The following is a 26,139-nucleotide window of genomic DNA, read 5'->3' on the forward strand; positions in this document are numbered from 1 at the left end:
TAATACTCCTCCACCATGCACCGCCTGCTCCAGCACGTTCGCATCTCAATCCTTACCCTAACTGCGATCGCTTGCCTGATCGGCGCCCTCTGCTGGGTTAGTCCGGCGATCGCCGCCGCTGCGGGGTCCGGTCCCCAACTCGAGCGCCAAGTCCTAGAAGTCATCCGCGCGCACCCGGAGGCAATTGTCGAGGCATTGCAGGCTTTTCAGGTACGGGAACGCCAGAAAATCGACCGCGTTCGGCAAGCCTTTCTTCAGCAACTGCAGACCGAACCAGCCGCCATCATCGGTGCGTCTCCTGCCACTGACGCAATTGACTCGCGATTGGTTGTCGTGGAGTTCTCGGATTTTCAATGTCCGTTTTGCGCCCGCCTGCACGATACACTCGATGAGTTTCTAGCGCAACACGGCGACGACGTAACCCTGGTTTACAAGCACTATCCCCTCGCGTCCCTTCACCCGCAGGCGATCGCAGCGGCCCGAGCAGCTTGGGCAGCGCAGCAGCAAGGACGGTTCTGGCCGTATCACGATGCTCTTTTCGCGCGGGCAGGCAACCTTGACGCAGATGCCTTCACTGCAATTGCCCGCGACCTCGGCTTGGATCTAGAACGCTTCGAGCGCGATCGGGCTTCAGGGGAAGCTGGAGTGGCGATCGAGCGGGATGTGGAGCTGGGCAACGAGCTGGGCGTGCGCGGAACCCCCTTTTTAGCGATCGGCAGCGAGATTTTTGAAGGTGCCGTCAGCACAGACGAGCTCGAAACGGCCTTGGCTGCCGCGCGCGGTTGAGCGGACCGCTGGCACGAAGGCAAACGAGAGTAGACGCTGTCTGAAGCACCGTACCGACACATTGCGAGATGGGCGATCGCCGTGGGAGCGATTGCTCGAGACCGTCGCGAACTGAACGCAGTAATATGTCGGTGTTTTTGCTCTCAACACTTAATATCGCGCACGGGTGATGGACCAACTTCTCTACTCGCTGGTGGCCGTAGTTCCGATCGCAACCGTATTTTTGTTGTTGATCGTCGCCAGACAGCCGGCCGGTCGCGCGATGCCGCTTGCCTATGCCGTTACGGTTGGCATTTCGCTGTTCGTCTGGCAAGTTCCCTTCTCACAAGTGGCAGCATCAGGCGTTCAAGGACTAGTCGCTGCGGGGGAAATTCTTTACATCGTCTTTGGAGCTATCTTGCTCCTCAACACCTTGCAAGAATCTGGCGCGATCGCCTCCATTCGTCAGAGTTTGCTGGGCGTCTCGCGCGATCGGCGAGTACAGGTCGCGATCGTTGCTTGGCTCTTCGGCAGCTTCATCGAAGGAGCATCGGGGTTCGGTACGCCTGCCGTGATTGCAGTACCGTTGTTAGTTGCGATCGGCTTCCCTGCGATGGCTGCTGTAATTTCCGCGCTCATCATCCAAAGTACGCCTTCTAGCTTTGGTGCGGTTGGAACGCCAATTATCATCGGTGTTGATGCTGGACTGGAGGGCGTGTCGGCAGTCGAACAACAGCTTGCCAACTTAGGGTTGACCCAACCCGAGTATCTAAAGGTTATCGGACAATGGGCGGGAGTCTTTCACGGTATCGTCGGTACGTTTCTGCCGTTAGTTTTGGTTGTCGTCCTGACAACAGGCTTTGGCGCTCGCAAATCAGTTGCCGATGGTCTAGCAGCTTGGAAGTTTGCCTTATTTGCAGGGTTGTCATTCACGATTCCCTATACGCTAACGGCGTGGTTTATAGGTCCGGAGTTTCCTACCTTGATTGGCGGCTTAGTTGGACTGGGGATTGTGGTTCCGGCTGCGCGCAGCGGTTTTTTGGTCCCGGCTCAAACTTGGGACTTTCCCGATCGCGAGCAATGGCCCGAAAGTTGGTCTAGTGCTCGACCCGAAGGCAGAATTAAGCCAGCCAGGACACTGATGCCAGCATACAAAGCCTGGCTTCCCTACGTGCTGCTGGGCTTGATTTTAATGCTGACGCGTTTTGAGTTTCTGCCAATCCGCGGTTGGCTCCAGTCCGCGACCTACACCTGGAGCAATATTTTCGGCACCGAAGTCACGGCGAGAACGCAGCCGTTTTATTTGCCGCCAACGGTGTTCCTGATTGTGGTTGCAATCACTTACTTCGTCCACGACATGCAGCCCAGTGCCATGCATCGAGCCGTATTGCGCGCTTTACCAATGCTGCAAAAAACTGTTTTGGCACTGGGTGCGGCGGTGCTGATGGCTAGAACATTTATCAATTCTGGCGTTAACACTGCCGGGTTGAACAGCATGCCATTAACCTTGGCGAACGGCATGTCGAATATTACCGGACTGACGTGGCCGTTTTTTGCCCCGTTTGTCGGCAACATTGGCTCGTTTGTTGCCGGCAGCGTGACAGTCAGCAACATGATGTTTTCGCTCTTTCAGTTTGGGGTAGCCCTCCAAATTGGCGTGACAACTGCAGCAATCTTGGGCTTGCAATGTATCGGTGCCTCGGCAGGCAATATCATCTGTGTTTCCAATATCGTTGCTGCCGAAGCAACAGTTGGTCTTGCCGGTTGCGAGGGACTGCTGATGCGCAAAGTGTTGCTGCCAACCATCTATTACACGGTCTTTGCAGGCTTGCTGGGCGTGCTATTTCTGCTCGTCTTCTAACGGAGCCAGGACTTACATAGCCGGGATTGACAACTTTACCGTATTGGCTGAGATCTCGTTTCGGGAGACCCTTGCCCCACGAATAATATCTCTACCAGTGCCTCCACTGCCCGGCAAAAATCATCTTCTCCTGCCTTTAACCTGACCCCTCATCTGCCGCGACATCGAGCTGATGATGTACTATCGCGGGATAAAGATCGTGCAAATCAAAGTTTTTTTGCGACAGATAGACTTACTCCCTGCGTTGAACCTGAAGGTTCGACGTCGGGGCACATGGACCCTTTATGGGCGGTGGAGCGGCTCGGGGGCGAGCAGCTCACAATCATACGGATGAACTCAATACAGGAGTATGTCCTAGCCACGCGATCGCCGTGTCAAAGCACTCTGGGGAACGATCGCCTGACTTCGCTGTACTGATACGATCTTACCGATCCCCTTCAGTTCGCGCGCCAACCGCCCCCATTCGCGATGAACACTAGCAAGCAACTAACCCAACCGCAAAACCACGGCAAACGCAATTACTTGCTGTGGGTGGAGCGTGCCCTTGCCACCCTCGCGCTAGCCAACCTTGGGCTGGTGCTATTCGACTTAAGCTACGTACCGTTCCGCAACTTCTACTGGCGCGAGTTTCCACTACTCGTAAACGGGTTCGCCTATTTACCCAAGTCAACGTTTGCTATTAGTCACACGCCCAAAATCGTCACGCTCTACGAATGGACGGTCGAGATGATGCCGCAGCCCTTGCTCGACCTGCCGCTGCTCCCGCCGCTGCTCGATCGAGGTTATGACTACATAAAGGGCATCAACGCCCATCCAGAAACCATCAAGTACTTGCAAACGGTCGACCAGCTCGAAGAGCAATTGCTAGAAACGGGGTTGCTCTCGCCGGAGACTGATGAAATCTTGGCAAGCCTGCAAGCGCAAAGTAGCATTATCATCCGTACCAACCCGTTTGAGCTGGCTGGTAAAACTGGTACCCTCGAAACGATTAAAAGCCGGATGCGCGAGCACGTTGGGACCGCATCGGCAGAGGCCGCCTTCGATACATTCTGGACGGCACGTTATCTCAAAAGCCAGGACTACGAAAAGCAAATTGCTTTCTTTAAGTCGGACATCGCACCGCTCATTCGGACCAACTTCCTGCGGGCAATTGACCCCGATACGGGCGGATTCATCGATCGCTTCGCGCTGCTCGACATTCCATTTGCCATATTCTTCGCGTTTGAGTTTTTCATTCGCACGTACTTCATACACCGCCGTCACACGGGTCTACGCTGGATTGACGGTATGTTGTGGCGTTGGTACGACGTGTTTCTCTTTATTCCAATTTTGCGTTGGCTGCGAGTCATCCCGGTAACAATCCGCTGCAATCAATCCGGCTTGCTCGATCTCGAAGCCGTTCAGCGTCAAACGTCCCAAGGATTCGTTGCGGGTATTGCCGAAGACATCACCGAAGTAGTGGTCGTCCAGACGATCGACCAACTGCAGGGAGGACTCAAGCGCGGTGACTTAGCCCGCATCCTGACCCGCGGCAGCGATCGCGCCTACGTCGATCTAAACGAAACCAACGAGGTCGGTGAACTTGCTAGGCTCTTTGGCGAATTAGCCGTCCATCGGATATTGCCGAAGGTGCGTCCGGATATCGAAGCGCTGATTCGCTACAACGTCGAAAAAACCTTCTATCAATCGCCCGCCTATGAGAGATTAAGGACAATTCCGGCGTTCAACCGTCTCGAACACCAGATTTCCGAAAATCTCGTTCGTCAGCTTTATCAAGTCGCCTACGGGTTACTCGTTGCAGCCATTGAAGAAGACCCGGCTGCTGACGAACTGATCGAGAAGTTGGGTGCGAGCGTTACCGAAGCCGTGTCGTCGGAGATGCAAACCCAGCAAACGCTAGATCGTATCCAAACGCTACTGAACGACCTACTCGAAGAAATCAAGGTCAACTATGTCGAGCAGCTATCGACCCAAAGTGTGGAAGACCTATTAGAACAAACGCGCAAATTGCGTCAAGCTGCTCGCACCTCGAAGCAGGCAGGGAGGGTTGCAGACTCAAGCTAAGGGAAAACCGAAAAAATGGAACAGGAACAAACCGATATACCGGCTGAGCACAAATAGCTCGGACTCAAGCCAAAGCGGGCTTGTGATGTCAAAGTTCTCGTTTGCAACAAGCGTACGAGCCCTGGAATAACCATTTGTAAAGGCAACAGTTGCAGCTATCTAGCAATAGTACGGAAAAACGAACGCGTGTTTTCGGAAAACCTCACTAATGCCCTTGTTCGAGGGGGGGACAACGGCAGCGAAAGCGCAGCGTTACGGGAAGACGACCGCCCCCTTTCGGGAAACCTCACTGCCAAAATCACGAGCCCTTGCGAGTATGAAGTTGTTCGCCACGAGGCACTTAAACCTTACGCGATAGCAACTAAATGGAGGTTCGTACCATGGCACTCGTTCGTTGGAATCCGTACGGTGAATTCGACGCATTGCGACGCCAAATGGACCGCTTGTTTGAAGATGTAACCGAGCATGGCGGTCTCGACACGCGCAATTGGAATCCTGCCGTCGAAATGCAGGACAAAGGCGATAGCATCGTGCTGAAAGTTCAACTACCTGGCTTGGACGGGAAGGATCTCGATATTACCGCCACGCGCGAAGCTGTAACGATCGCTGGCGAATACCGTCGCGAATCCGAAGAGAAGAAGAACGGTCTCTTTCGCAGCGAATTCTTTTACGGAAGCTTCAAGCGCACGGTCGGTATGCCAGTTCCCATCCAGAACAACAACGCGAACGCTGACTTCACCGATGGCGTCTTAACCCTAACCCTGCCGAAGGTTGAAGAAGCCGTAAACCGCACGGTCAAGATCGACCTTGCCGGCGAAACTCCAGGCTTAGCAGCAGCAGAGCGCTAAGTTGTCATTCCCTAAGGCGATCGCCCTCGCTCGGGCTGCTCGGACAGTGACCGCGTGGCATCTCAGCGATTGTGGATGACCTGACGCAAATAGCACGTTTGCACCTACACGGTAAGCCGCGACGAGTCAATTTAGAGTTGATTCCAGTGCGCTTGCCGTGCTTTTTTAGCATTCTTCACTCAATACCAGTTTGGCAACTGGACTCTGTTACAGTCGGACAGCTCGTCGTACTTCAGTATGTATTCCAGAACTTCTAAATGTGCGTTTGTAAAATTAGCCGAAGCATTGCCTTAGAGACTGTTTGAAAAGTCAATTGGCGTGAAATTGGGCACATGCCTCACAAAGAGAGAACGGGAGTTTCGCGACCTCACCAAGGATCGCTCAGGTTAATCCGATACCCGAACTGGTTTTTTTAAATTGGCCTCTTAAATTCAAACAGTAGACCGGAGCGATCGCCTCCAAGGCGTCGAGCTAAAGGGCGATCGCGACTTTCTGCAAGTCTTGCAGGCAGCTTTGATGATAGGCAGTTCTCTAAGATAGGGGGGAATTGAACGTTTGAGACAGTTCTAGCCACGTATACGCCACCTCTCGCTCGGTTGATCGAGCACCTCCAGAAGTTGCCCGGGGTAGGTCCTAAAACCGCTCAACGCTTGGCGCTCTATCTGATCGAACGCCCGGAAAAGGACGTGCTTGCCTTCGCGCAGGCACTCGTGGATGCGAAGCGTCAAGTTGGCTTGTGTCGCATCTGCTTCAACTTGTCCGTTCAGCCGGTTTGCGATATCTGCCGCAACCCCCACCGCGACGATCGCGTCATTTGCGTGATTGCCGACCCCCGCGACGCGATCGCCATCGAAAAAACCCGCGAATATCGAGGGAAGTACCACGTTCTCGGGGGCGTTATCTCGCCGATGGAGGGCGTCGGTCCCGAGCAACTGCATCTGCAAGAACTCGTGCATCGGGCCAGCAAGGACACCGTCGAAGAAATCATCATAGCGATCGGCCCGAGCGTCGAGGGCGACACGACCACGCTGTACGTCGGGCAATTGCTGAAGCCATTCGTGCGCGTCACGCGCATTGCCTTTGGCTTGCCGATGGGCGGCGACTTGGAATACGCCGACGAGGTAACACTGGCGCGAGCATTAGAAGGTCGCCGCGAGCTGGATTACTAGCTGCAGCGTCGAGTTTGCTGCGCCTGCAGTCGCGCGATCGCCTCACCAGCAGGCATCGCCGTTCGCTTGAGGATAACTGCAGCGATAGTCCTGGCAACTCTCTATCCGCATCCAGTAGAGCCAATGACCGCCCGCGCCTTCCCTTGAATTGTCAGTGCCCGTTGCGCCTCCGAGCTGATTGCGTCTGGTGCCACTATCCTCGATACGCGCGATGCCGTGGCATGGAGTTGCGATCGCGTGACTGATGCCGTACGCATTCGCTGGCGGACTTCACCCATTCCATGCCGCTTAAGGTTAAATCTCCCAAGCGATCGCGCCGCACTCCAAACCCGACTCAGCGCCCTCGGCATCTGCTGCAGCCCTTCCATGCTGGCAATTGGCTATCCTATTGCTGCCACTGGTTTGGCGAAGCGGGGAGCATGACTGGATGCTGCGATCGCTCGGACACGAGCGAGCTGCTCGAGCAGATGGCGGTCAGGCAGCGATCGCGCAAACCCGAGTAACAATCGCGTTCGGCTCGGCAGTGGAGTCAACTCCAACACCAGGCAACTTCACCGGGCGCCCGCGCGACACGAGGACGATCGCGCTACCCGAGCTGCCGGTATCGCAAGACTATCAAGATCGTATTGTGGCGATCGACGCCCGCAGTCCTAGCGAGTTCGCTGGAGCAATGTCGTTTAGCGAGCGGCGGACGGTCCGCCTGCCTGGAGCGCTTCCCCTGCACTTCCGCGAATGACTCAAAGCGCAACGCATCTTGCGGGAACGCACGCGATCGCCCGACGAGATGGGCGTAGATCGAGAAACATCCTTCCTTGCTTATTAAAAGGGCAGCTTGCGCTCGACGTGGTTCGTTTCGGTTTTGCAGCAGTTGGGATACGCTCACGCGCAAAACTAAGTCAATTCGATGTGGGAGGGTCGGCCGGTAACCCGCCAGAATACTTGATGGGTTGAGGGTGCGATCGCCTCGCGAGAGTTGCCATCGTTAGAGTAAAGGTCAGTGCCGCGAACGATGCTGCCGATACCGACCTGGGAGCGCCCCGATGACTTCTGGAACCAGTATCCTAACCGAGCCCATTGCCACCGTAACGCGATCGCGCCTGGCCCTACCCTTGGGCGATCCGGCAGGTATCGGACCGGAAGTCGTCCTCAAAACACTCGCCGACCCGGCCGCGACCGCTCTCGGCGAGCTGACTGTCATTGGCAGCCGCAAGGTTCTCATCGCCGCCTATCAACAGCTGCGCGATCGCGGCCTAACCGCAATCGCCGACCCGAATGACATCGACATCATCGACGTGCCCGTGACAGGCGAGTTCGCCCCCGGCGAAGGCAACGCTGCTAGCGGAGCGGCAAGTTTCACTTGGCTGCAAGCCGCGATCGCTGCAACGCTGGCCGGCCGCTGCGACGGAGTTGTCACTGCCCCGATTGCGAAGTCCCTGTGGGCAGCAGCCGGACGCGTTTATCCAGGTCAAACAGAGGTGCTGGCCGAAGCAGCTGGTGTTGAAAAGTTCGGGATGTTGTTTGCCGGGCGATCGCCGCACTCGGGTTGGATGTTGCGGACCCTTCTAGCCACAACGCACATCCCGCTGCGCCGCGTCCCGGATGTTTTGACCCCCGAACTGCTGGCGTGGAAGCTGGATTTGCTCGTGACTTGCCTGCACCAAGACTTTGCCATCGATCGCCCGACAATCGCGGTATCCGGCTTGAATCCTCATAGCGGCGAAGGCGGTCAGCTCGGCACCGAGGAACGCGATTGGTTGATTCCGCTGCTAGAGCGGGAGCGACGCGATCGCCCTCACGTGCAGCTCATCGGCCCCGTCCCACCGGACACGCTTTGGATGCAGCCCGCACAAGCTTGGTATGGAACCCTAGGATCTGGGGCGCGATCGCGGGCTGCCGACGCCTACCTGGCGCTCTACCACGACCAAGGTTTGATCCCGGTCAAGCTGCTGGCATTCGATTGCGCTGCCAATATCACCATCGGCTTGCCCTTCGTACGGACCTCACCCGATCATGGCACGGCTTTCGACATTGCCGGTCGCGGTATCGCCGACCCCACGAGCTTCAAAGCTGCTGTTCGCATCGCGACGGAACTCGTGAACCAGCGCCGCCAGACCGCAGACGCGCTAGCGCTTTAGCCTCTAGAGGCGATCGCGCCGAGCAGCCTGCTGACGTGCATTACTTTTTGGGCTTTGCGCCGAAACGATATCCCTTGCCGTAAACCGAGTGGATCGACAACGAAGCATTCTCGAGGTCCAGTTTGCAGCGCAGCAAGCGCACCAATGCAGACAAGGCATTGCTGTTGGGCTCCTCGCCGGGCGCCCATACGTCCTCGTGTATCTGCTGGCGGCTGAGCACGCGCTCGGGATTGTGCATGAAATACTCCAGCAGTTGTGTTTCCTTATTCGTAAGAGCGATCGCTCGTCCGTTACAGTAAGCAATCTGGCACTCGCAATCGAGTTCGAGGTCGCCCACTCGCAAGCGCGGGGAGGAGGCATCATCACCCAGACCCGATCGCCGCAGCAGCGCGCGGACCCGCGCCAGCAACTCCCGCAATTCGAAGGGTTTGATCAGATAGTCGTCCGCTCCGGCATCCAATCCGTGCACGCGATCGTCGAGCGTGTCCTTTGCCGTCAGAAACAGCACGGGCGTGGCGTCCCCGCGCGATCGCAACCGCCGACACAACTCCAGTCCGCTGAGCTTCGGCATCATCCAATCAAGGATCAACAAGTCGTAGTGCGAGAGCTGCACTAAGTTCCACCCCGCTGCGCCGTCGTACGCCACGTTCACTTCATACCCTTCGCAGGCGAGCACCTGTGCCAGCGGTGCGGTCAGCTCTGCCTCATCATCGACTAACAAAATGCGCATTGAAAGGGGTTGTAAAATCGTTCGGAACTGCGTCGGCGCGATCGCGCTCCGGTAGGATCTATTGTGCCGCTGCTTGCGCTGCTAACCGGCTCGATACTCTTGGCAGTGTGCGAGCGCTATTGGTTTGTCGCTACTGTTTGGGAGACCGCCCGTGATTTCTATCGCCCTGCCGAAAGGCGCGCTACTCAAAGACAGCATTGCCATTTGCCAGCACGTCGGTCTCGACTTCAGCGCCTTCCTCGATAAACAAAACCGCCAGCTGCAAATTATCGATCCAACCGGAACGGCACGTGCTCTCCTCGTCCGCGCCCAAGACGTCCCTGTTTACGTCGAATACGGTCAAGTGCAGCTTGGCATTGTCGGTTACGACGTGCTGCGCGAAAAGTCTCCGGACGTTGCCAATCTTGCCGACCTGCACTTTGGTTACTGTCGCATGTCGGTTGCCGTCCGCAGTAGCAGTCCGTACCGCCAGCCTCTCGACTTGCCACCCCACGCGCGCGTTGCGTCTAAAGCGGTAAACTGTGCTCGCGAATACTTCGACAGTCTAGACCTGCCCGTTGAGATCATTCCGCTTTACGGGTCGGTCGAACTAGGACCGATTACAGGCATGTCCGAAGCGATCGTCGATCTTGTTTCAACCGGCCGTACCCTTCGCGAAAACGGGTTGATCGAAATTGCCGTGCTCTTCGAGAGCACCGCACGCCTGATCGCCCACCCGCTGAGCTATCGTCTCAGTCCCGACAATCTCCACGCGATCGCCACCCAACTGCGCCTTGCTAGCGAGCCAGCGCCGCCGGCCGGCGTTGTCGGGAGTTGAGGCGATTGAATTGGCTCCGCACCATCAATACCTAATGATCAGAGGGCAGGCACAAGTGGGCTGGGATAACCAGTGCGCAGTGGTTTATCGATGGTGGCAGAGACTCAAACCCTTTACAGCCTTTGCATTTTAGCCATGCACGAAGTACCAAATGGCACCAATGTGTTTTTCAGGCTTCTTAGAAAAGAGGAAGTCCTAAAGTGCGATGGTCCTGCTGGGTAAGGAGCAATGGCTACGTGCCGGACTTTTCCCGTTTTCTTTTGGCGCGTAAAATCGGTTGGTCTTCGGGGCGTTCGAAAGCCTGCTTATCCCGTTGTGCTATCTCAAATCCTCAGCTTGCTAGGAATCGCTACAAGGCTTGAAACCCTTGCTGAATGATTGTTTCGGACTTTAGCAGGAATAGTCAGCTACGCGCGGGTAGCGCGCCTGCGCCACCTTTAAGGTGCAGCACTCCCTGGATGTGAGTATCTTAAGGTTTGGTTCTGACCTTGGGCGAGTCTGACGCACAGCCGATCGGACGTGCTTAAGGGCTTTCCAGAGCGGCGATCGCTGCTTTAACAATGTGACAGTAAGGCGATCGGGTCACGTCGATCTCGGTAGCAGCGCCACTGCCGGGATGTAGCATGCCGATACGTCTCCCGCGCCGCACGCAGAGCGTTTGCCCTCGTCCATTACGGATGCGTAATTCGTCGCGTACCGACCAGAAACGACAGGCGTATGCTCGGCCTTGATGTTGAAACTCCGTTTGTTGGAGTTCAGAGGAGAGTGGCGTCGGACTCTCTACCGATGGCTCAGATGGACCAGTAATCTGAGCGATTGGGTTGGGACCCGCCGTTGGATTCGTCGCCAGAACTGCTGCACCGGATGGTTCGACTGCTTGGTTAACAGCACGGACACCGACAAGTTCGAGTTCGATCGACGTGCGACCTTGCCAGGAATTTTCGCGGAGCTTGTAGGCAATGTCGATGCGGGGGGGTAGCGGCAGGTATTCGCCCCAGCGCCAGGCGATCGCCTGCAGTTCGATCTGCGGATGGGTGGGTTGCACGAACGTAGCTTTGAGATGATTTTCGCCCACGCGGCGTTGGGCGAGAACGCATACATTCGGCGTCCAAAAGACCGGTTGTTCGTTACCGATACCCCACGGCTGTAGGCTGTCAATTTCCTGGTACAAAGCGCTGGTGAGGTCGGGAAAATCGGCTCGGGTATCGATCGCGACGAGCGGTTTAAGGTGTTCTGGTTGCAAACAGCGGTGCGCGAACCTGCTGAGGCGATCGCGAAACGCGTCCAGGTTCTTCGCAACCAGGCTGAAACCACCGGCTGCTTTGTGCCCGCCAAATTTTTCGAGTAAGTCGCTGCAAAACTCTAGAGCCTCGAAGACGTGGAACTCCGGAATGCTCCGCGCTGAGCCTCGTAAGTGCTCGCCAGCATCGTCTTCATGGGTGCCCAGAAATACCGGTACGCCGTAACGCTCGACCAAGCGCGAGGCAACAATACCGATGACGCCGTGATGCCAGTGGGGTTGGACAAGGACGATCGCGCGGTGCTGCTGCCAATCGGCGCGATCCTCGTCTAACAGGCCGATCGCTTCGCGTTCGATGTCGCGACAAAGCTGCTGGCGCTGGCGGTTGACGGCTTCGCATTGCATGGCACGGGCGAGGGCCGTGCTCGGATCGTCGGTGGCAAGCAGTTCGATCGCAATTTGGGGATCCGATAGCCGTCCGATCGCGTTGATGCGCGGCCCCAGGCGAAAGCCAATATCTTCGGGCTTCACTGCGTTGCGATCGTCCTTGACACCGGCAATCTGCATCAGCGACTGCACGCCCGCCAAACGCGACTGCGGCAGCAAACGCAAGCCGCGCCGCAGCCAGCGCCGGTTCACACCCGTCAGCGGTGCGAGGTCGGCGATCGTGCCGAGGGTAAACAATTCCAGCAGCGGTCCGGTCAGCCCCGCCAGTTGTCCCTGCGATCGCGCCAGGGTAACAGCCAGCACGTAAGCAACCCCGACGCCAGCCAACCCGCGGTAGGGCGACTCCTCTGGCAGTAACTTAGGATTTAAGATCGCACCGGCCGGCGGCAGTTTGGCCGGCAGGTCGTGGTGGTCGGTGACGATCGCCTCGAGACCCAACTCGACTGCCCGAGCGATCGCGTCGTAGGCGGCAATCCCGTTATCGACCGTTAATATCAACCCGACACCAGCCGCCGCAAACTCTTCCACGATGCGGCAGTTGATGCCATACCCTTCCTGCATCCGACTGGGAATGGCGTAATCGACCTGCGCGCCTGCATGTCCCAGTGCACGTAACAACAACGCCGTACTGGTCATACCGTCGGCATCGTAGTCGCCGCAAATCGCAATCGCCGTCCCGTCGGCGATCGCGCGCTGCAACAGGTCGACACTTTTCGCCAAGTCCGGGAACGCTTCGAGCGGATCTGGCAGTGCCATAGCTTCCGGATTGACGTGTAGGGCTGCTCGTTCGGGCGTGTCAGCTCCGCGCTCGATCAGAACTCGAGCCAGCAGCGGCGACAGTCCGGTAGCCGCGGCAATTGCAGCGACGAGATCGGGAGGAGGGCTTGCGATGCACCAGCGTTGGGCGGGCAGGCAGGATTGAGGAGTAGAAGGGGCGAGCACGAGAGAATCTCGGAGAATTTAGAGCGTGCGTTCTCACATCTCGTCGCTATCAACGGGCTGCATGTGCCCGCGCGATAGCGATTCGTAGGCAGAGCTTACCGCAATTCTCCGCACATATCGAGGGCGATCGCGCCGACCGGCAGCACGAGTCAGCCGTTGCAGCTGCTGGGAGTGTGCGGTACAATTCTACATTGACAATGAGAACCATTCTCACTCGCCGTGCGCCCAGGGGTTTTGCTATCAACCTCTAGCAGCATGCGAAAGGCGGGTTTGCCAGCGCGATCGTCCAAAGGAGACTAGCACGTGTTCGAACTCGGATTTGCCAACCATCACCTGCGTCGGTTTTCTATTGCAGCCGTATCGGTGCTTGCCTTTGGATTGGGAAGTTGTGGTTCTTCGCCAACGGTGAGTGATGAACCTACTGCTAGTGACGCCGCAGCATCTGAGGCTGAGAGCGCGACGAAAGCCGAGATGGATACCCTGCAGGTGGTGACGACGTTTCTGCCAGTTACGCAGTTTACTAAAGCCGTGGTCGGCGATCGCGCTGAGGTCGTGCAATTGCTGCCTGCCAATATCGGTCCTCATGATTATCAGGCAAAGCCTACGGACGTGCAGGCGATCGCTAAGGCTGACGTGTTGGTCAAGAATGGTTTGGAGATCGAGTTCTTCTTGGAAGACCCGATTGACAATGCGGGTAATGAGGCCTTAGTCGTTATCGATACCAGTGAAGGCGTGTCCGCGCTGGCAAGTGCTGACGAACACGACGAGCACGGACATGACAAACACGAAGAGCACGGGCATGACGAGCACGAGCATGACGAGCACGGGCATGACGAGCACGGGCATGACGAGCATGACGCAAGTCCTGAAGGCAAACAACAAGAGCACGTTGAAGAGGGGCACCACCACCACGGTGAATTTGACCCGCACATTTGGCTCGATCCGAAGCGGGCGATCGAGCAAGTAGAGAATATTCGGGACGGCTTAATTGCCGTCGATCCGGATGGGGAAGCGGAATTCGTCTCGAATGCAGCCGCCTACATAGAACAACTGCAAGCTTTGGATGCGGAAATCTCCGCGCAACTTGCACCCTATGCCGGTCAAACCTTCATCACCTTCCACGACTTTGCCTTCTACTTTGCCGAAAGCTACGATCTCAGCGCCGAGTTTCTAGTCGATTTTCCAGCAGCAAGCCCGTCTCCTGAGGACGTACGACAACTCATCGAGCGAACTAAAGCTGAGAATATCCAGGCACTGCTAGCCGAGCCGCAAGCTGGTAACGACGTATTCGCGTCGTTGGCTAAAGACTTGGATGTCAAGATCAGTGTTTTCGACCCCGTGGAAACGGGCGGTCCTGACGCCACCGAGCCGGAGTATTACTTCATCATCATGCGCCAGAATGCGGACAACCTAGAGGAGGCATTTGGCGGATCGGTGCAATCGCAGTGGTTCTTGAAAAAGCCTTATGCTGTAGCCGGGTTGCTGCGACCATTTGAATTAGCATCCTAGATCATCTGAATTAGTATTCTTAGGAGACGCCGGTGTGAGAGGGGGTATTGCGGAGGACATCGCAACGAGCGTGGTCCTAGCAGCACGAGGGCTAACCGTCTACCGCGGCAAGCGGGCAGCAGTGCGAGATGTATCGTTCGTACTAGCGGCAGGTAGCGATACTGCCTTAGTCGGCCCGAATGGTGCGGGTAAAAGTACCTTAATTCAGGCACTGTTGGGAGTTTTACCCCACCAGTCTGGAGAGGTGTTTATACTGGGTCAACCTCTAAGCTCTACGGGTAAGTTGCCGGCCCCAATCCGCCAGCAAATTGCTTACCTGCCGCAACACTTTCTGTTCGATCGCCGCTTACCCATCACTGTTAAGGACTTGGTTGGGTTGGGTTGGGATCGTTTGGGCGTTCGATTTCCTTGGGCGGGGCGCGGGGCTCGTCGTAATGCCATTCGGGACGCACTTGCTCGAGTCGATGCTTGGCACCTCCGCCATCAGTTTATTGGCAGTCTCTCAGGAGGAGAAACGAAGCGAGTCTTACTCGCCTATTGCTTGGTTCGTCCTCGGAAGCTATTGATTTTAGATGAAGCTCCCGCTGGGTTAGATGCTCGTGCTGAATGGGAATTCTATCAAATGCTGGACCAACTCAAACGAGAGTTTGGCTGGGCAATTCTACAAGTTTCGCACGACCTCGATATGGTGCAGCGGACTTGCGATCGCGTCATTTGCATCAACCAAACCATTCGTTGCCAGGGCAGTCCGGAGTCCGCGCTCTCTGAGTCCAATCTGGCTGCTCTATACGGTTCGGGCTTCGTCCGCTACCGACACTCCTGTCGAGACGAGTAAGTCATGATGATTGAGACCGAACTGACTCGCGTCGTCGAACTCTTTCAATTTCCATTCATGCAGCGGGCACTGATTGGCGGTGTTTTGACCGGGCTGATGGGAGGGTTGTTGGGAAGTTTCACTATCTTACGGCAACTCTCTTTCTTCAGCGATACGTTAGGTCACTCAGCGCTGTTGGGACTCAGCTTGAGTTTGCTCTTCGGTCTCGACTCCTCGGCAGTTTTACTCCCGTTCGCAGTTGTATTCGCGCTGGCGGTCGTCTATCTCTTGGAACGAACGCAGTTGTGGACGGATGCTTTGCTAAATATCGTTTACTCCTCGTCGCTAGCGATCGCGATCGTCGTCCTTAGCTTCACCGACCGCTACCAAGGAGGAATCGAGAGCCTTTTATTTGGCGATATTTTAGCAATACAAAACCTAGACATAGTGCTCGGCTTCATCTTACTTGTTGGCTGCATTGCCTTCGTTGGTCTAACAATGCAAACTCAGATCTTGCTGACGCTGCACGAGCCGATGGCGATCGCGCGCGGCGTTGCGATCTCAGCCCACCGCAGAGTGTTTGTCGTTTTACTAGCCTTGGTTGTCGGTGTCTCGATTAAGGCGATCGGCGTATTATTGGTCAGTGCTTTCATCGTCATTCCAGCCTGTGCTGCTCGGCTGCTGGGTCGTAACTTTGCAACTTATACGTTGATCTCTGCCGGTTTGGGAGCGCTGAGCGCGATCGGCGGCATCGTACTTTCTGCGTTCTTCGACCTACCTTCTGGACCGAGCATAGTCGTTACTCAACTGACAATCTTCCTGGCAGCAATAGTTGCTCCTAGCAAAAGCAAACTTCTCGCTCAATAACTGAGGTAGCCCCTAAAGTTCGTCCGTTATTCAACCATCCGTTTTACTAGTTTTAACCAGCTTTGCTTTCTCCAAAACGCCGCGCTAGCATACGGATGAAGCGACATTTGGTCAATCCATGGCAATGACTTCCGAAACCGAAACTGTGCTGTCCGATCGTGGTATTGGTGGCACCATTCGGAAATACCACTGGACGTTCGAGAAACGAGAAGTCACTATCTGTTACGAAACTCTGGGGACGGGCACGCCGGTTTTGCTGTTACCCGCATTTAGTACCGTGTCCTCGCGCGAGGAAATGGTTGGAATTGCGCGATCGCTATCTCCCTATTTTCAAGTTGTTGCTTTAGATTGGCTGGGATTCGGAGACTCGGAGCGTCCGGAAATCGAATACACGCGGGCGCTTTACCAACAGTTGATACAGCACTTTGTTCGCGATTGTTTTGACAAACCCGTAGCGATCGTTGCTGCCGGACACGCATCGGGGTATGCCCTACACTGCGCCCACACCCTACCCAACGCATGCGCGAAGCTCGTCCTCATCGCGCCCACCTGGAAAGGACCTTTTCGGGCAATGGGCATGCCGAAGCTGGTAGCAGGTGGTGTCAGGACCTTAGTACGATCGCCGCTCCTCGGACAGGCACTGTACGCACTCAATACGGCTCCAGCATTTCTTGAGTTCATGTATCGCCGTCACGTTTATGTCGATTGCTCTCTCCTTACCTCGGACTTTATCAAGCATAAGCACCGCATCACCCAACAATCGGGAGCGCGGTTTGCTCCTGCCGCATTTGTGACCGGAGCTCTGGATCCGATGCGCGATCGCGAGGAATGGCTATCGGTGGCGCGATCGCTTGAATTGCCTGTGCTGGCAATTTTCGCCGAACACTCTCCACCCCAGTCCAAAGCCGAGATGGATGCTTTGACCGCACTGCCTCAGATTCAACATCAAAACCTTCCGGGCTCTCTGGGATTGCACGAAGAGCTGGCGACGGACGTGGGAGCAACCGTCCTGAAGTTTCTGCAACACTCTTCGTGAGGTCTCTGTCGGCACAGTCTCTATTGGACGTGTTGCCCGGGGCTGACTTGCATCTTTGCCGATAGTCTTTGGCTTTGTTGACAGCTCTGTCCGTCATGTCGACATGGTGGCATTAACTGCAACCGACATCGCCTCTGAGACTAGCAAAGTCCTTGTCTTGTTTGACGGCTGGATGGTGGTTGACGCTCCTGCGGTGAAATGACCGAGTCAAAGATCGACAGCGTATGACTTTCAGCCTCTACACCAGTGCGTATTTTGCTTCCCTAGCGATTAGTAAAGAGTTCAACTGATGGCCGCACACGAGCAACAGCAATCTCGAGGTGTAAGCATCACGCAGTGGCACCAGAAGCGTCATGTCCCAGTAGCGGGCGAAGGATGATTTCCCGCATCATTTCAGCATAATTACTGCCTATTTTCATTACCTTGTTGCCAATAGCGACCTGCATCCCTCAAGCATTCATGAGAATGGGATGCATGGGCGACCTCGGTGCCATCGGCGGCATCGAGGTTGAAATTAGCGGAATGGTTGGAGGTGCGGGAGCGGAAGGCAAGGATCGAAAAACAATAGAATTCGCGCGGTCGACGATCGACGAATCAGTTATTCGCAACAATATTATTGCCTTACTCGAAAACATTTGTCGTGTACATTTTTTTGCCCTGCAAACAAAAAAAGTACTTACCATTCTCAGTTGGGTTCAGAACGATCGCACCAAGGTCGCCCCAAAAGACCACAGGCACGGCCGTCCAGCACCCCATTGACACGCGACTGCTCCATACAGCAATCCTTGTGCTGAAAGGGCTCACTACACGATCGCTTTACCAAGGACTGCCAATTGCCGTGAAGGCCGCCCAATAAAACGGATGGGAGAACTCACCACCTAACTCGGCAAGTTCGGGCGGAAGTTCCAAGCCGCATGTCGAGCCACGCAACTCACCACGCTCCACCCGCACCTGCCCTTGCAACAAGGCTAACTGCGCCCGGCGCAGCGCTTCGGACTTTGTTGGAGCTTGCTGTAACTGCGCGTAGAACTCGCTCATCAGGGCTAGGGTACCCGTATCGCTTACGCTCCAAAGGCTGGCGATCGCCGTATTCACTCCTGCTTGCAGCGCCAACCTCGCAATGCCCAGTTCGGCGTCGCGATCGCCGATCGCCGTTTGGCAAGCGCTGAGGACCAACAGCTCCACAGACGCATCTCCCCAGGGAATCTCTCGCAGGCGATCGAGCGTCAGCCGCTCGTTCCAAAACTGCACGTACGACTCACTGGCGGTGCCGGACTCGAACCGCGCGTGGGTTGCTAGATGCACGATGCGATAGGGAATAAAGCCCAATTCCTGCTGCAATGTCCGGATCGTGAAACCGCTGTTGAGGAAGGTGCGATCGAGCCGGGTGCTTGCGACCGCCTCGATTTCCACAGGTACTGCTGGCAGAGGGACTTCCGTTGCAAACTGCGAAGCGCCCATTGCCAGCACAAGCGCCTTTTGGAGCGGCGTGTAGCTAGTTTGCATCAGATTGAAGCCAGGAATACGCGCGTGACTGAAGCGCTCTACCAGAAACCGGTTGCCGTCGTGCAGGACGCCCAGCGGCAGCGATCGCAATCCCCCACCTAGGCAGAACATCAGCGTGTCGATCTCGGCTGTTACAAGCTCGTCTGCCAGCGGTCTTACCAACCAGTCATACAGCTGCTGGGCTGGTTCTAAGTAATCATCGTTGCTCGGATATTGTGTCGATCGTCCGAGGTTGCGGGCTGCCCCACGGAGTTGCTCGGCCGCGACGTCAACGGTAAACCGCTTGGGCGTTCCGCCCGGCAGCAGGAGAATCAATTCCAGTTGTTGTGGTTTGGGGATGGCATAGATCGGCGCTGTCGGCTGACTGGTTTGGGCTGACAGGCGAGCTAAAGTGGCCGCAATTTCGTCTGCCGCAAGGGTGACATCTGCTAGGTCGGCAGCAAAATAATCCTCATACTGCCCTTCCCAAGAGCGCTCTACAGCCGTTACGGCTTGAGATACATCTCCGCTGTCGAGCAGCTCTATTATGGGGTCCACATAGACTTGCTCGGAATCCTGAGGGATAGCTTCCTGGGCGATTACTACTGGAGCGCTCTGCAGCAAGCATAGGAAACCGACGCAGAACGGCGACCAGATACGCAGCTTCGCAGGCATTATTCAAGTCCGAGTAGTTGCGACCTGCAGTTGCTTCAACGATACTCGATTTCCATTGCAGTCGTCCGTTGCCCAGCACACCAGCGGGTTCCGATCCCGAGCACGCTACCTTGCATCGGGGGATTTGGGGATCGGCGAACTGACTTCGCACCAACCATAGCGGCGATCGATTCAATGAGACTAATAAAAATCGTTACTGTCAACGGGAAGGCTCGATATAACTTTTTTAATCGGTTTAACAAGATGGCGATCGCCTTTTCAGTGTGGTATAAGAATCGTGTTCGGACGTGGGTAGTATAAGGACGTAATGCGTAGATTTCCCTTCCTACTTGCGTGCGGGAGTCTCGGGGGAGCTCGAAATAATGGCTGTGGGATTCCGTCTGGCTGATGCAGAAGGGCCTCTACCTCGCAAGGAATACAAGGGAGCAATAAGAGCGACGCGCTCGCCCCGCCCCACGGGGTTGGCTACTTCAACCAGCCATCCGGCTGTGACGAGTTCGATCAAGCGGATGCTCGACATATTGGGGGCTCTTGTCGGGTTGATATTGACAGCGTTGCTGCTGCCTTTGGTGGGGATCGCAATTTACTTAGACGATCCGGGTCCGATTTTCTACCGCCAGCAGCGGGTTGGACTGAAGGGCAAATGTTTCCTAATTTGGAAGTTCCGCTCCATGGTGCGCGACGCCGAGGAAATGCAGCATCTGGTCGAGAACCAGGCCAACGGTTATATCTTCAAAAACGAACGCGACCCGCGGGTTACGCGAGTCGGGCAGTTCTTGCGGCAGTCAAGTCTGGACGAATTTCCTCAGTTCTGGAACGTCCTGCGCGGCGAGATGAGCTTGGTCGGTACGCGTCCGCCCACGGTTTGTGAAGTCAAGCAGTACGAGCCACATCACTGGCAGCGGTTAGATATCAAACCCGGCTTAACCGGCGAGTGGCAGGTAAACGGCCGCAGTGATGTCAAGGACTTCGAAGAGGTTGTCCGCATGGACTTGTACTATCTGCATCGCTGGTCAATCGCCTACGACCTACAAATTATTGCCCAAACGGTACTGGTCGTCCTGCGCCGTACAGGAGCCGTTTAGGCACAGTAAGGGTTCTGTTTAGCTTTCGCATCAGAGGAGATCGCTCCATAGGATGGCAGCAATCTTGCTGATGTTGCTGCTTTTGCATTGATGCGCATTCACATTGATATTCAGTGCGTTTGGACGGGACGATCGCGACCTGGCTGGGGAATAATTTGGTGTGGGCAATAATGATGCCTCAAAGTTCGCCTGTGCATAGATTTCCATGAATCAGGGGATTCCGAGGTTCCGCCTCAGGATCCGGAACTAAGATTCTTGAAACCATGAAAACCTAGCCCGTCGGAGAAACTCTCGCACGAATACAACGCACTCGTCTCTAAGTCTAGAACTAGAAACATTTGGCGTGCACGTAAGTAGAGTCGCGCCCGACTTTCGATATCGTTGCTGGGGTTGGTAAACGCGCCCTTGGCTTCAAGTCGATACCGATGCGGTCGGGCAGCACGGTTTGACAACTCGTCTTTGGACGGCGAGATCGGGGCGCGGTACCTTAAGTAACTGCTGCAGGGGCAGAGCACGATATTTCAAGGAGAACGGCTGGTTATGGGATGGCTCGATCGACGGACAGTGCGGGCGTTTGTCGGAGCGGCGATCGCGTCGGTACTAGCAGGAGTTACAGCGACGCAGGCACAGGAAGCAGAACGGCAACCGGTGCAGGTTGTGTTTGCCGCGCGGGTGGGCGATCGCGTATTTGCTTGTGGTGAAACCTACGATCTCGGACGGACGGCGATGCTGCTGCAGCCAGCAGATTTTCGCTTTTACGTCTCGAAGGTGGCACTGATCGACACAAACGGTCGTGCCGTTCCGGTCGTGCTGGAACAAGATGGGAAGTGGCAGCACAAAGACTTAACGCTGCTGGATTTTGAGGACCGGACCGGCGCGTGCGACAACGGGACCGTCGAGACCCGCGATCGCGTGGTCGGGACTGTGCCTGCAGGGGACTATCGCGGGGTGCGCTTCCTTTTGGGCGTACCTTTCGACCTCAACCATGCCGATGCTGTCACGGCACCGTCGCCGCTCAACCTAACCTCGATGTGGTGGAACTGGCAGGGCGGATACAAATTCCTACGCCTCGACTTAAGCGCGCCGATGGCGGCGGCGGTGGATGGCACGATGCCGGATATGCCAAATATGTCCGATGTTAGCAATCATGGCGGTCATGGCGGTCATGACGGTCGCGAAAGCAAACAACACGGTAGCAGTCACGGACACCACGGTGACAATCATGTCAGCCACAGCAGCGGTTATTCGCTGCACCTGGGCAGTAGTGGCTGCGAAGTACCAGTTGGCGCGCGCCAGCCCACCCACTGCCGCTATCCCAATGTCGTTGAAGTGACGCTTGAGGGTTACGAGCCCGGACGAAGTGTCGTGGTGGCAGACCTCGGCGCGCTGGTTGCCAACAGCGACCTCAGTAGCAATGCACCCGACACGCCGCTCGGTTGCATGTCCGGCCCCGACGATGCTGATTGCCAGCCAGTATTCAACCAACTCGGGCTGCCCTTTGCGGCTGCAAACGCAGGAGACGACGAGGTGCAGCACTTCTTCCGGCTCGAATAGCAGGTCTCTCGAATACCGCTTTTGGCCCGCAACCGAATTACTTGATGGTGGACCTCAAGACAAGGGCGCGTTCGAACCGCTTAGCTTCTTCATCCACTTGCAAGCAACCCTGCAGGCCATCCTCCCCAACCAGATGCGTGGGATTGGTTTATTCCCAGCAAGACAAATTATTCTGTCCGATAAGGACAGCGCGGGTTGAAACAAGAGGCGATCGCAGACGTCGGAAAAATCAAGAAGTCTAGACAATCAGATTGTGCGGTGGCGATTGCCATGGCAACTCAGCACCTGCGAGGTTTATGGGAAGCAGAACTCCAGGACATCTTGCCCGGTGCATCGGGCAGTTTCTTCTTAGGATTTAGTTGCTGCTCGCCGAAAAAGTATGGGGAAGCGGCTCCGTAATTCAGCCACCCTGGATGTTGCTGTTACCTTGGATCGCGTTCTGCGTCGTTTATCTGCTCAACCAGACTGAATGTGTTCGCCGCAGCCTGCAAGTTCGCTCGATGGGACTGCCATGGATACCGTCGAACTCCATGGCATAGGCTCAATTGTGAGTTTCTCGCCCAGGTTTGTTGCGACGCATCACCTCGATAGTGCAGCGTCAAGAAATTTTTTTGGTTTCTCATCCTCTCATACTCTTGTTAAAAGGAGAGTCCCCAAAGATAGCCAACTCTAAATCTTGGACTTGGCAGAGCACTAGTTTCTATACAAGTAATGTTTCGTGAACAACTCCGAGCGTATCCCAGAACCGGTTTCAGCTCTGATGGTCGTGGGGACGACCTCTCACGCGGGCAAGTCGCTGTTGACAGCAGCAATTTGCCGGATTCTCAAGCGGCAAGGCTATCGCGTGACGCCGTTCAAGGGTCAGAATATGGCGCTCAATGCTTATGCGATCGCCGATGGCGGCGAGATCGGCTACGCCCAAGCGGTGCAGGCGTGGGCTGCAGGACTCGAACCGGCGATCGCGATGAATCCGATCCTGCTCAAGCCCCAAGGCGACATGACCTCGCAAGTGATTCTGGAGGGCAAAGCTGTCGGGCGCACGCGCGCGGCGGACTACTATCGCGACTATTTCGAGCGGGGTTGGCAAGCCATTCAGCGATCGCTGCAACAGCTCGCTCGTCATTACGAGTTCGTCGTTTGCGAAGGCGCGGGTAGTCCGGCAGAAATCAACCTCAAGCATCGCGACTTGACGAACATGCGCGTTGCCAGATACCTGAATGCGCCGACGTTGCTCGTGGTCGATATCGATCGTGGTGGGGCGTTCGCCCACGTAGTCGGGACTTTGGCATTGCTCGATTCTGACGAACGCGCATTGATTAAGGGCGTCGTCATCAATAAATTCCGCGGACAGCGATCGTTGCTCGAATCGGGCATCCAGTGGCTAGAGAACTACACGGGAGTTCCAGTTGTCGGCGTAATTCCTTGGCTCGATCGCCCCTTTCCGGCCGAAGATTCTCTGGATTTATTCGAGCGACGGGGACGCAGGCGCGATGCCGACCTCGAGATTGCCGTCGTGCGACTGCCGCGCATTGCTAACTTCACGGATTTCGATCCGCTCGTGGCAGAACCGAGTGTCTCGCTGCGCTACGTAATGCCGGGCGAGGCGATCGGGCAACCAGATGCTGTCGTGATTCCCGGCTCGAAAGCTACGCGATCCGATTTGGAAACCCTGCGAGAACGCGGCACGCTCGCAGCACTCCAGTCCTACGCCACTGCTGGCGGAACGGTCGTTGGCATTTGCGGCGGCTTGCAAATGCTCGGTCGCACGATTGCCGATCCGCACGGTTTTGAAGGCGACGCCGGCACCTCAGAGGGATTGGGATTGTTGCCACTGGAAACCGCGATCGCTGCCGAGAAACTCACGCAGCAACGCACGACGCGATCGCGCTGGCCGCTGGGCGAGCTGCCGGTTGAAGGCTACGAGATCCACCAAGGCAGAACGGCAGCGATCGCTCCCGAATGCATGCAGATGTTTGCCGATTGCGACCTCGGGTTTGTGCATGCGGGGCGATCGCATTGGGGCTGTTATTTACACGGCGTCTTTGAGAACGGTGCGTGGCGACGGGCGTGGCTAAATCAGTTGCGATTGCGTCGAAACTTGGCACCATTATCGCTCGAGGTACCCCATTACCGACAGCAGCGAGACGCATCATTTGATGCGATCGCCGACGCGATCGACACCCATCTCGACCTAACACCACTGCTACCAAAGCACGCTGCAAAGTAAAGCTTGGTTGCAACTGAGTTATTGCAAGTCGCTGATGCGGATGCCGATTGTCAAAATAGAAGTGGCACTCGCTTTCGGGCAGTGATTGAGGGCGATCGCCTGAGAATGGACGCGTTGATGTCGGCTCAAACACTCCCACTTCTCGTTACTCAGATGCTCGAACCGGAGTTTTATCCTCATCCGGTTAAACCGCCAATTCGCCTCGTACAAACGCATATTTCCTACGTTTTTCTGACCGGCGATATCGCTTACAAGATCAAGAAAGCGGTTGACTTTGGTTTTCTCGATTTTTCAACAGTCGAGCGCCGCAAGCATTTCTGTCATGAAGAACTCCGGATGAACCGCGAGATTGCACCCGACATTTACCTCAATGTCGTCGCGATCGCGTGCAAGGGAGATCGCTACGCGCTCGACAGTGATGGGGAGATCGTCGAGTATGCCGTTCGCATGCGCCAGTTTCCACAATCGGCACTGTTGAGCAACCTCTTCGCACGCGGCGCACTAACTGATGACCACCTCGAAACCTTGGGCCATGTCGTCGCTGCCTTTCATGCCGGAACGGCAACGAACGACCACATTCGCAGCTTCGGGTCGGCCGACAAGATTGGTGAAGCCATTGGGGATAACTATCGCTACACCCAGAAATACGTTGGCGGCCTGCAAACACAACAGCAATTTGAGGAGACCCAACAGTTCACCGATGCTTTCCTGGGTGAGCGCTCCTTGTTCGCAGAACGCCAGAGCCAACATCGCATTCGTGAATGCCATGGAGACTTACACCTTAAAAATATATGCTTCTGGCGTGGGGCTATTCACTTGTTCGATCGCATCGAGTTCAACGAGTCTTTTCGCTTCGTTGACGTGATGTACGATGTGGCATTTACAGTCATGGATCTCGACGGGCGCGATCGCCCCGATCTAGGGAACGTTTTCCTCAACACGTATCTCGAACGTTCCGGCGATTGGGACGGCGTACGCGTGTTGCCGTTGTATCTTTGCCGCCAGGCTTACGTGCGAGCAAAAGTCAATTCGTTCGTCTTTGAAGAGTCGGAAATCGACGCAAGCGATCGCCGAGAAGCAGCAGCAGCAGCAGGACGTTACTATCACCTAGCCTGGCAGTACGCGCAGCCGCGCTCGGGTAACTTGATCTTGACCTGCGGGTTGTCCGGTTCGGGAAAATCTACCGTAGCTCGCGCGATCGCCCGCCGCATCAATGCTATTCACCTGCGCTCGGATGCCGTGCGCAAACACCTTGCCGGCGTGCCGCTAGAACGGCACGGGACAGAGGCACTGTATGTGCCCCACGTGACGCAGAGAACCTATCGTCGCTTGTTGAATTTAGGGCTTGCACTCGCCGAGCGCGGGTTTCCCGTCATCCTCGACGCTCGGTACGCTCGACAGGAACATCGTCGTGAGGCGATCGCGGCGGCCGCAGCCCGCGGGCTGCCCCTGCAGATCTTGCACTGCACGGCGCCGGTGAACGTCCTGCGCGATCGCTTGCAATCGCGGCGAGGGGACGTGTCTGACGCGACTCCACAGCTGCTAACAAGCCAGCAGGCAAGTAGCGAACCCTTTGCCGGAAGCGAGTGTCAGTATGTAATTGAGGTCGATACAACACGCGAATGGCAGTCGCATTTGGAGGACTTTTGTCCCGGACAGACTCGAACCGTACCTTAAGCTGTCTGTCTCCCCGGCGAGCGATATCGACTTCCGTCGCTAGGTAACTTCTCGACAGCATTGTCTGCCACCACGCCCGATCGGTCACAATTCCTATCACCGCAGCTGAAATGAACTCCTCACGAACACCGTCAAGGCCTGCATTCGGAATCGGATTGTTGTTAACTGGATTGTTATTAGCTGGATTATTGT

Annotated in this window: 21 protein-coding genes and 1 pseudogene; 18 read left to right on the plus strand and 4 right to left on the minus strand. The window is 56.0% G+C overall.

Going from position 1 to position 26,139, the window contains the following annotated elements; translation table 11 throughout:
• Positions 1-15 precede the first annotated feature (15 nt).
• The 6 genes and pseudogenes from KR51_RS01145 to recR form a co-directional block, all read left to right on the plus strand.
• Positions 16-786: a DsbA family protein gene (locus KR51_RS01145; protein WP_022603990.1), complete on the plus strand. Its 771-nt coding sequence runs from the start codon at positions 16-18 to the stop codon at positions 784-786.
• Positions 787-955: 169 nt separating this feature from the next.
• Positions 956-2,626, plus strand: coding sequence for an L-lactate permease (locus KR51_RS01150; protein WP_022603991.1), 1,671 nt, complete (start codon positions 956-958; stop codon positions 2,624-2,626).
• A gap of 273 nt (positions 2,627-2,899) precedes the next feature.
• Complete coding sequence (locus KR51_RS19050) at positions 2,900-3,043, plus strand: hypothetical protein (RefSeq protein WP_156914907.1); 144 nt, start codon at positions 2,900-2,902, stop codon at positions 3,041-3,043.
• Between the two features lie 51 nt (positions 3,044-3,094).
• Entirely contained in the window at positions 3,095-4,690 is a 1,596-nt protein-coding gene (locus KR51_RS01155) for a hypothetical protein (protein WP_022603993.1), read from the plus strand.
• Between the two features lie 380 nt (positions 4,691-5,070).
• The gene (locus KR51_RS01160; protein WP_022603994.1) at positions 5,071-5,538 is read left to right on the plus strand and encodes an Hsp20/alpha crystallin family protein; all 468 of its coding nucleotides are present in this window, start codon (positions 5,071-5,073) and stop codon (positions 5,536-5,538) included.
• Between the two features lie 575 nt (positions 5,539-6,113).
• Positions 6,114-6,707: pseudogene (gene recR, locus KR51_RS01165) on the plus strand (recombination mediator RecR); the annotation flags it as partial.
• 101 nt (positions 6,708-6,808) lie between these two features.
• On the opposite strand, the gene KR51_RS19055 reads toward recR, so the two are convergent.
• Positions 6,809-7,075 (minus strand): hypothetical protein, encoded by a 267-nt coding sequence (locus tag KR51_RS19055; RefSeq protein ID WP_156914908.1) that lies wholly within the window; start codon positions 7,073-7,075, stop codon positions 6,809-6,811.
• Positions 7,076-7,134: 59 nt separating this feature from the next.
• On the opposite strand from KR51_RS19055, the gene KR51_RS01170 reads away from it, so the two are divergent.
• On the plus strand, positions 7,135-7,443 hold the full coding sequence (locus tag KR51_RS01170; protein ID WP_156914909.1) for a hypothetical protein: 309 nt from the start codon (positions 7,135-7,137) through the stop codon (positions 7,441-7,443).
• Positions 7,444-7,747: 304 nt separating this feature from the next.
• Positions 7,748-8,842, plus strand: a complete 1,095-nt coding sequence (gene pdxA / locus KR51_RS01175; RefSeq protein WP_022603998.1) for a 4-hydroxythreonine-4-phosphate dehydrogenase PdxA — start codon at positions 7,748-7,750, stop codon at positions 8,840-8,842.
• 40 nt (positions 8,843-8,882) lie between these two features.
• Here the strand turns inward: pdxA and rppA are convergent, their stop codons facing one another.
• Entirely contained in the window at positions 8,883-9,572 is a 690-nt protein-coding gene (rppA, locus tag KR51_RS01180; RefSeq protein WP_022603999.1) for a two-component system response regulator RppA, read from the minus strand.
• A gap of 151 nt (positions 9,573-9,723) precedes the next feature.
• Between rppA and hisG the strand changes: the two genes are divergently transcribed.
• Entirely contained in the window at positions 9,724-10,389 is a 666-nt protein-coding gene (gene hisG, locus KR51_RS01185; protein WP_022604001.1) for an ATP phosphoribosyltransferase, read from the plus strand.
• Between the two features lie 523 nt (positions 10,390-10,912).
• Here hisG and recJ read toward each other — a convergent pair.
• The gene (gene recJ, locus KR51_RS01190) at positions 10,913-13,018 is read right to left on the minus strand and encodes a single-stranded-DNA-specific exonuclease RecJ (RefSeq protein ID WP_022604004.1); all 2,106 of its coding nucleotides are present in this window, start codon (positions 13,016-13,018) and stop codon (positions 10,913-10,915) included.
• Between the two features lie 303 nt (positions 13,019-13,321).
• Here recJ and KR51_RS01195 point away from each other — a divergent pair, with 303 nt between their 5' ends.
• The 5 genes from KR51_RS01195 (at position 13,322) to KR51_RS01215 (ending at position 18,003) form a co-directional block, all read left to right on the plus strand.
• Positions 13,322-14,527 carry a metal ABC transporter solute-binding protein, Zn/Mn family gene (locus tag KR51_RS01195; RefSeq protein WP_022604005.1) on the plus strand — a complete coding sequence of 402 codons (1,206 nt, stop codon included), beginning with the start codon at positions 13,322-13,324 and terminating at the stop codon, positions 14,525-14,527.
• A gap of 34 nt (positions 14,528-14,561) precedes the next feature.
• Entirely contained in the window at positions 14,562-15,362 is an 801-nt protein-coding gene (locus tag KR51_RS01200) for a metal ABC transporter ATP-binding protein (protein WP_022604007.1), read from the plus strand.
• Between the two features lie 3 nt (positions 15,363-15,365).
• Complete coding sequence (locus KR51_RS01205; RefSeq protein WP_022604009.1) at positions 15,366-16,208, plus strand: metal ABC transporter permease; 843 nt, start codon at positions 15,366-15,368, stop codon at positions 16,206-16,208.
• A gap of 118 nt (positions 16,209-16,326) precedes the next feature.
• The gene (locus KR51_RS01210) at positions 16,327-17,244 is read left to right on the plus strand and encodes an alpha/beta fold hydrolase (RefSeq protein WP_022604012.1); all 918 of its coding nucleotides are present in this window, start codon (positions 16,327-16,329) and stop codon (positions 17,242-17,244) included.
• A 474-nt stretch (positions 17,245-17,718) separates the two neighbouring features.
• Positions 17,719-18,003 carry a hypothetical protein gene (locus KR51_RS01215; RefSeq protein WP_022604014.1) on the plus strand — a complete coding sequence of 95 codons (285 nt, stop codon included), beginning with the start codon at positions 17,719-17,721 and terminating at the stop codon, positions 18,001-18,003.
• A gap of 57 nt (positions 18,004-18,060) precedes the next feature.
• On the opposite strand, the gene KR51_RS01220 is transcribed toward KR51_RS01215, so the two are convergent.
• Complete coding sequence (locus KR51_RS01220; RefSeq protein ID WP_040654660.1) at positions 18,061-19,404, minus strand: CHAT domain-containing protein; 1,344 nt, start codon at positions 19,402-19,404, stop codon at positions 18,061-18,063.
• A 428-nt stretch (positions 19,405-19,832) separates the two neighbouring features.
• Here KR51_RS01220 and KR51_RS01225 point away from each other — a divergent pair, with 428 nt between their 5' ends.
• From KR51_RS01225 to KR51_RS01240, 4 genes are all read left to right on the plus strand, one after another.
• On the plus strand, positions 19,833-20,489 hold the full coding sequence (locus KR51_RS01225) for a sugar transferase (RefSeq protein WP_051358018.1): 657 nt from the start codon (positions 19,833-19,835) through the stop codon (positions 20,487-20,489).
• A 540-nt stretch (positions 20,490-21,029) separates the two neighbouring features.
• On the plus strand, positions 21,030-22,043 hold the full coding sequence (locus KR51_RS01230; RefSeq protein WP_022604018.1) for an MbnP family copper-binding protein: 1,014 nt from the start codon (positions 21,030-21,032) through the stop codon (positions 22,041-22,043).
• A gap of 760 nt (positions 22,044-22,803) precedes the next feature.
• Positions 22,804-24,270, plus strand: coding sequence for a cobyric acid synthase (locus KR51_RS01235; protein WP_022604020.1), 1,467 nt, complete (start codon positions 22,804-22,806; stop codon positions 24,268-24,270).
• Positions 24,271-24,273: 3 nt separating this feature from the next.
• On the plus strand, positions 24,274-25,947 hold the full coding sequence (locus KR51_RS01240; RefSeq protein ID WP_332254456.1) for a bifunctional aminoglycoside phosphotransferase/ATP-binding protein: 1,674 nt from the start codon (positions 24,274-24,276) through the stop codon (positions 25,945-25,947).
• Positions 25,948-26,139 lie beyond the last annotated feature (192 nt).

It is taken from the genome of Rubidibacter lacunae KORDI 51-2 (assembly GCF_000473895.1).
GTDB classification, from domain to species: Bacteria; Cyanobacteriota; Cyanobacteriia; order Cyanobacteriales; family Rubidibacteraceae; genus Rubidibacter; species Rubidibacter lacunae.

Bases quoted from the DNA above. Each gene is read 5' to 3' on its own strand.
- KR51_RS01145 (WP_022603990.1), top strand. From the start codon at position 16: ATGCACCGCCTGCTCCAGCACGTTCGCATCTCAATCCTTACCCTAACT.
- KR51_RS01150 (WP_022603991.1), top strand. From the start codon at position 956: ATGGACCAACTTCTCTACTCGCTGGTGGCCGTAGTTCCGATCGCAACC.
- KR51_RS19050 (WP_156914907.1), top strand. From the start codon at position 2,900: ATGGACCCTTTATGGGCGGTGGAGCGGCTCGGGGGCGAGCAGCTCACA.
- KR51_RS01155 (WP_022603993.1), top strand. From the start codon at position 3,095: ATGAACACTAGCAAGCAACTAACCCAACCGCAAAACCACGGCAAACGC.
- KR51_RS01160 (WP_022603994.1), top strand. From the start codon at position 5,071: ATGGCACTCGTTCGTTGGAATCCGTACGGTGAATTCGACGCATTGCGA.
- KR51_RS19055 (WP_156914908.1), bottom strand. From the start codon at position 7,075: ATGGAAGGGCTGCAGCAGATGCCGAGGGCGCTGAGTCGGGTTTGGAGT.
- KR51_RS01170 (WP_156914909.1), top strand. From the start codon at position 7,135: ATGCTGCGATCGCTCGGACACGAGCGAGCTGCTCGAGCAGATGGCGGT.
- pdxA (WP_022603998.1), top strand. From the start codon at position 7,748: ATGACTTCTGGAACCAGTATCCTAACCGAGCCCATTGCCACCGTAACG.
- rppA (WP_022603999.1), bottom strand. From the start codon at position 9,572: ATGCGCATTTTGTTAGTCGATGATGAGGCAGAGCTGACCGCACCGCTG.
- KR51_RS01205 (WP_022604009.1), top strand. From the start codon at position 15,366: ATGATGATTGAGACCGAACTGACTCGCGTCGTCGAACTCTTTCAATTT.
- KR51_RS01210 (WP_022604012.1), top strand. From the start codon at position 16,327: ATGGCAATGACTTCCGAAACCGAAACTGTGCTGTCCGATCGTGGTATT.
- KR51_RS01215 (WP_022604014.1), top strand. From the start codon at position 17,719: ATGGGCGACCTCGGTGCCATCGGCGGCATCGAGGTTGAAATTAGCGGA.
- KR51_RS01220 (WP_040654660.1), bottom strand. From the start codon at position 19,404: ATGCCTGCGAAGCTGCGTATCTGGTCGCCGTTCTGCGTCGGTTTCCTA.
- KR51_RS01230 (WP_022604018.1), top strand. From the start codon at position 21,030: ATGGGATGGCTCGATCGACGGACAGTGCGGGCGTTTGTCGGAGCGGCG.
- KR51_RS01235 (WP_022604020.1), top strand. From the start codon at position 22,804: ATGGTCGTGGGGACGACCTCTCACGCGGGCAAGTCGCTGTTGACAGCA.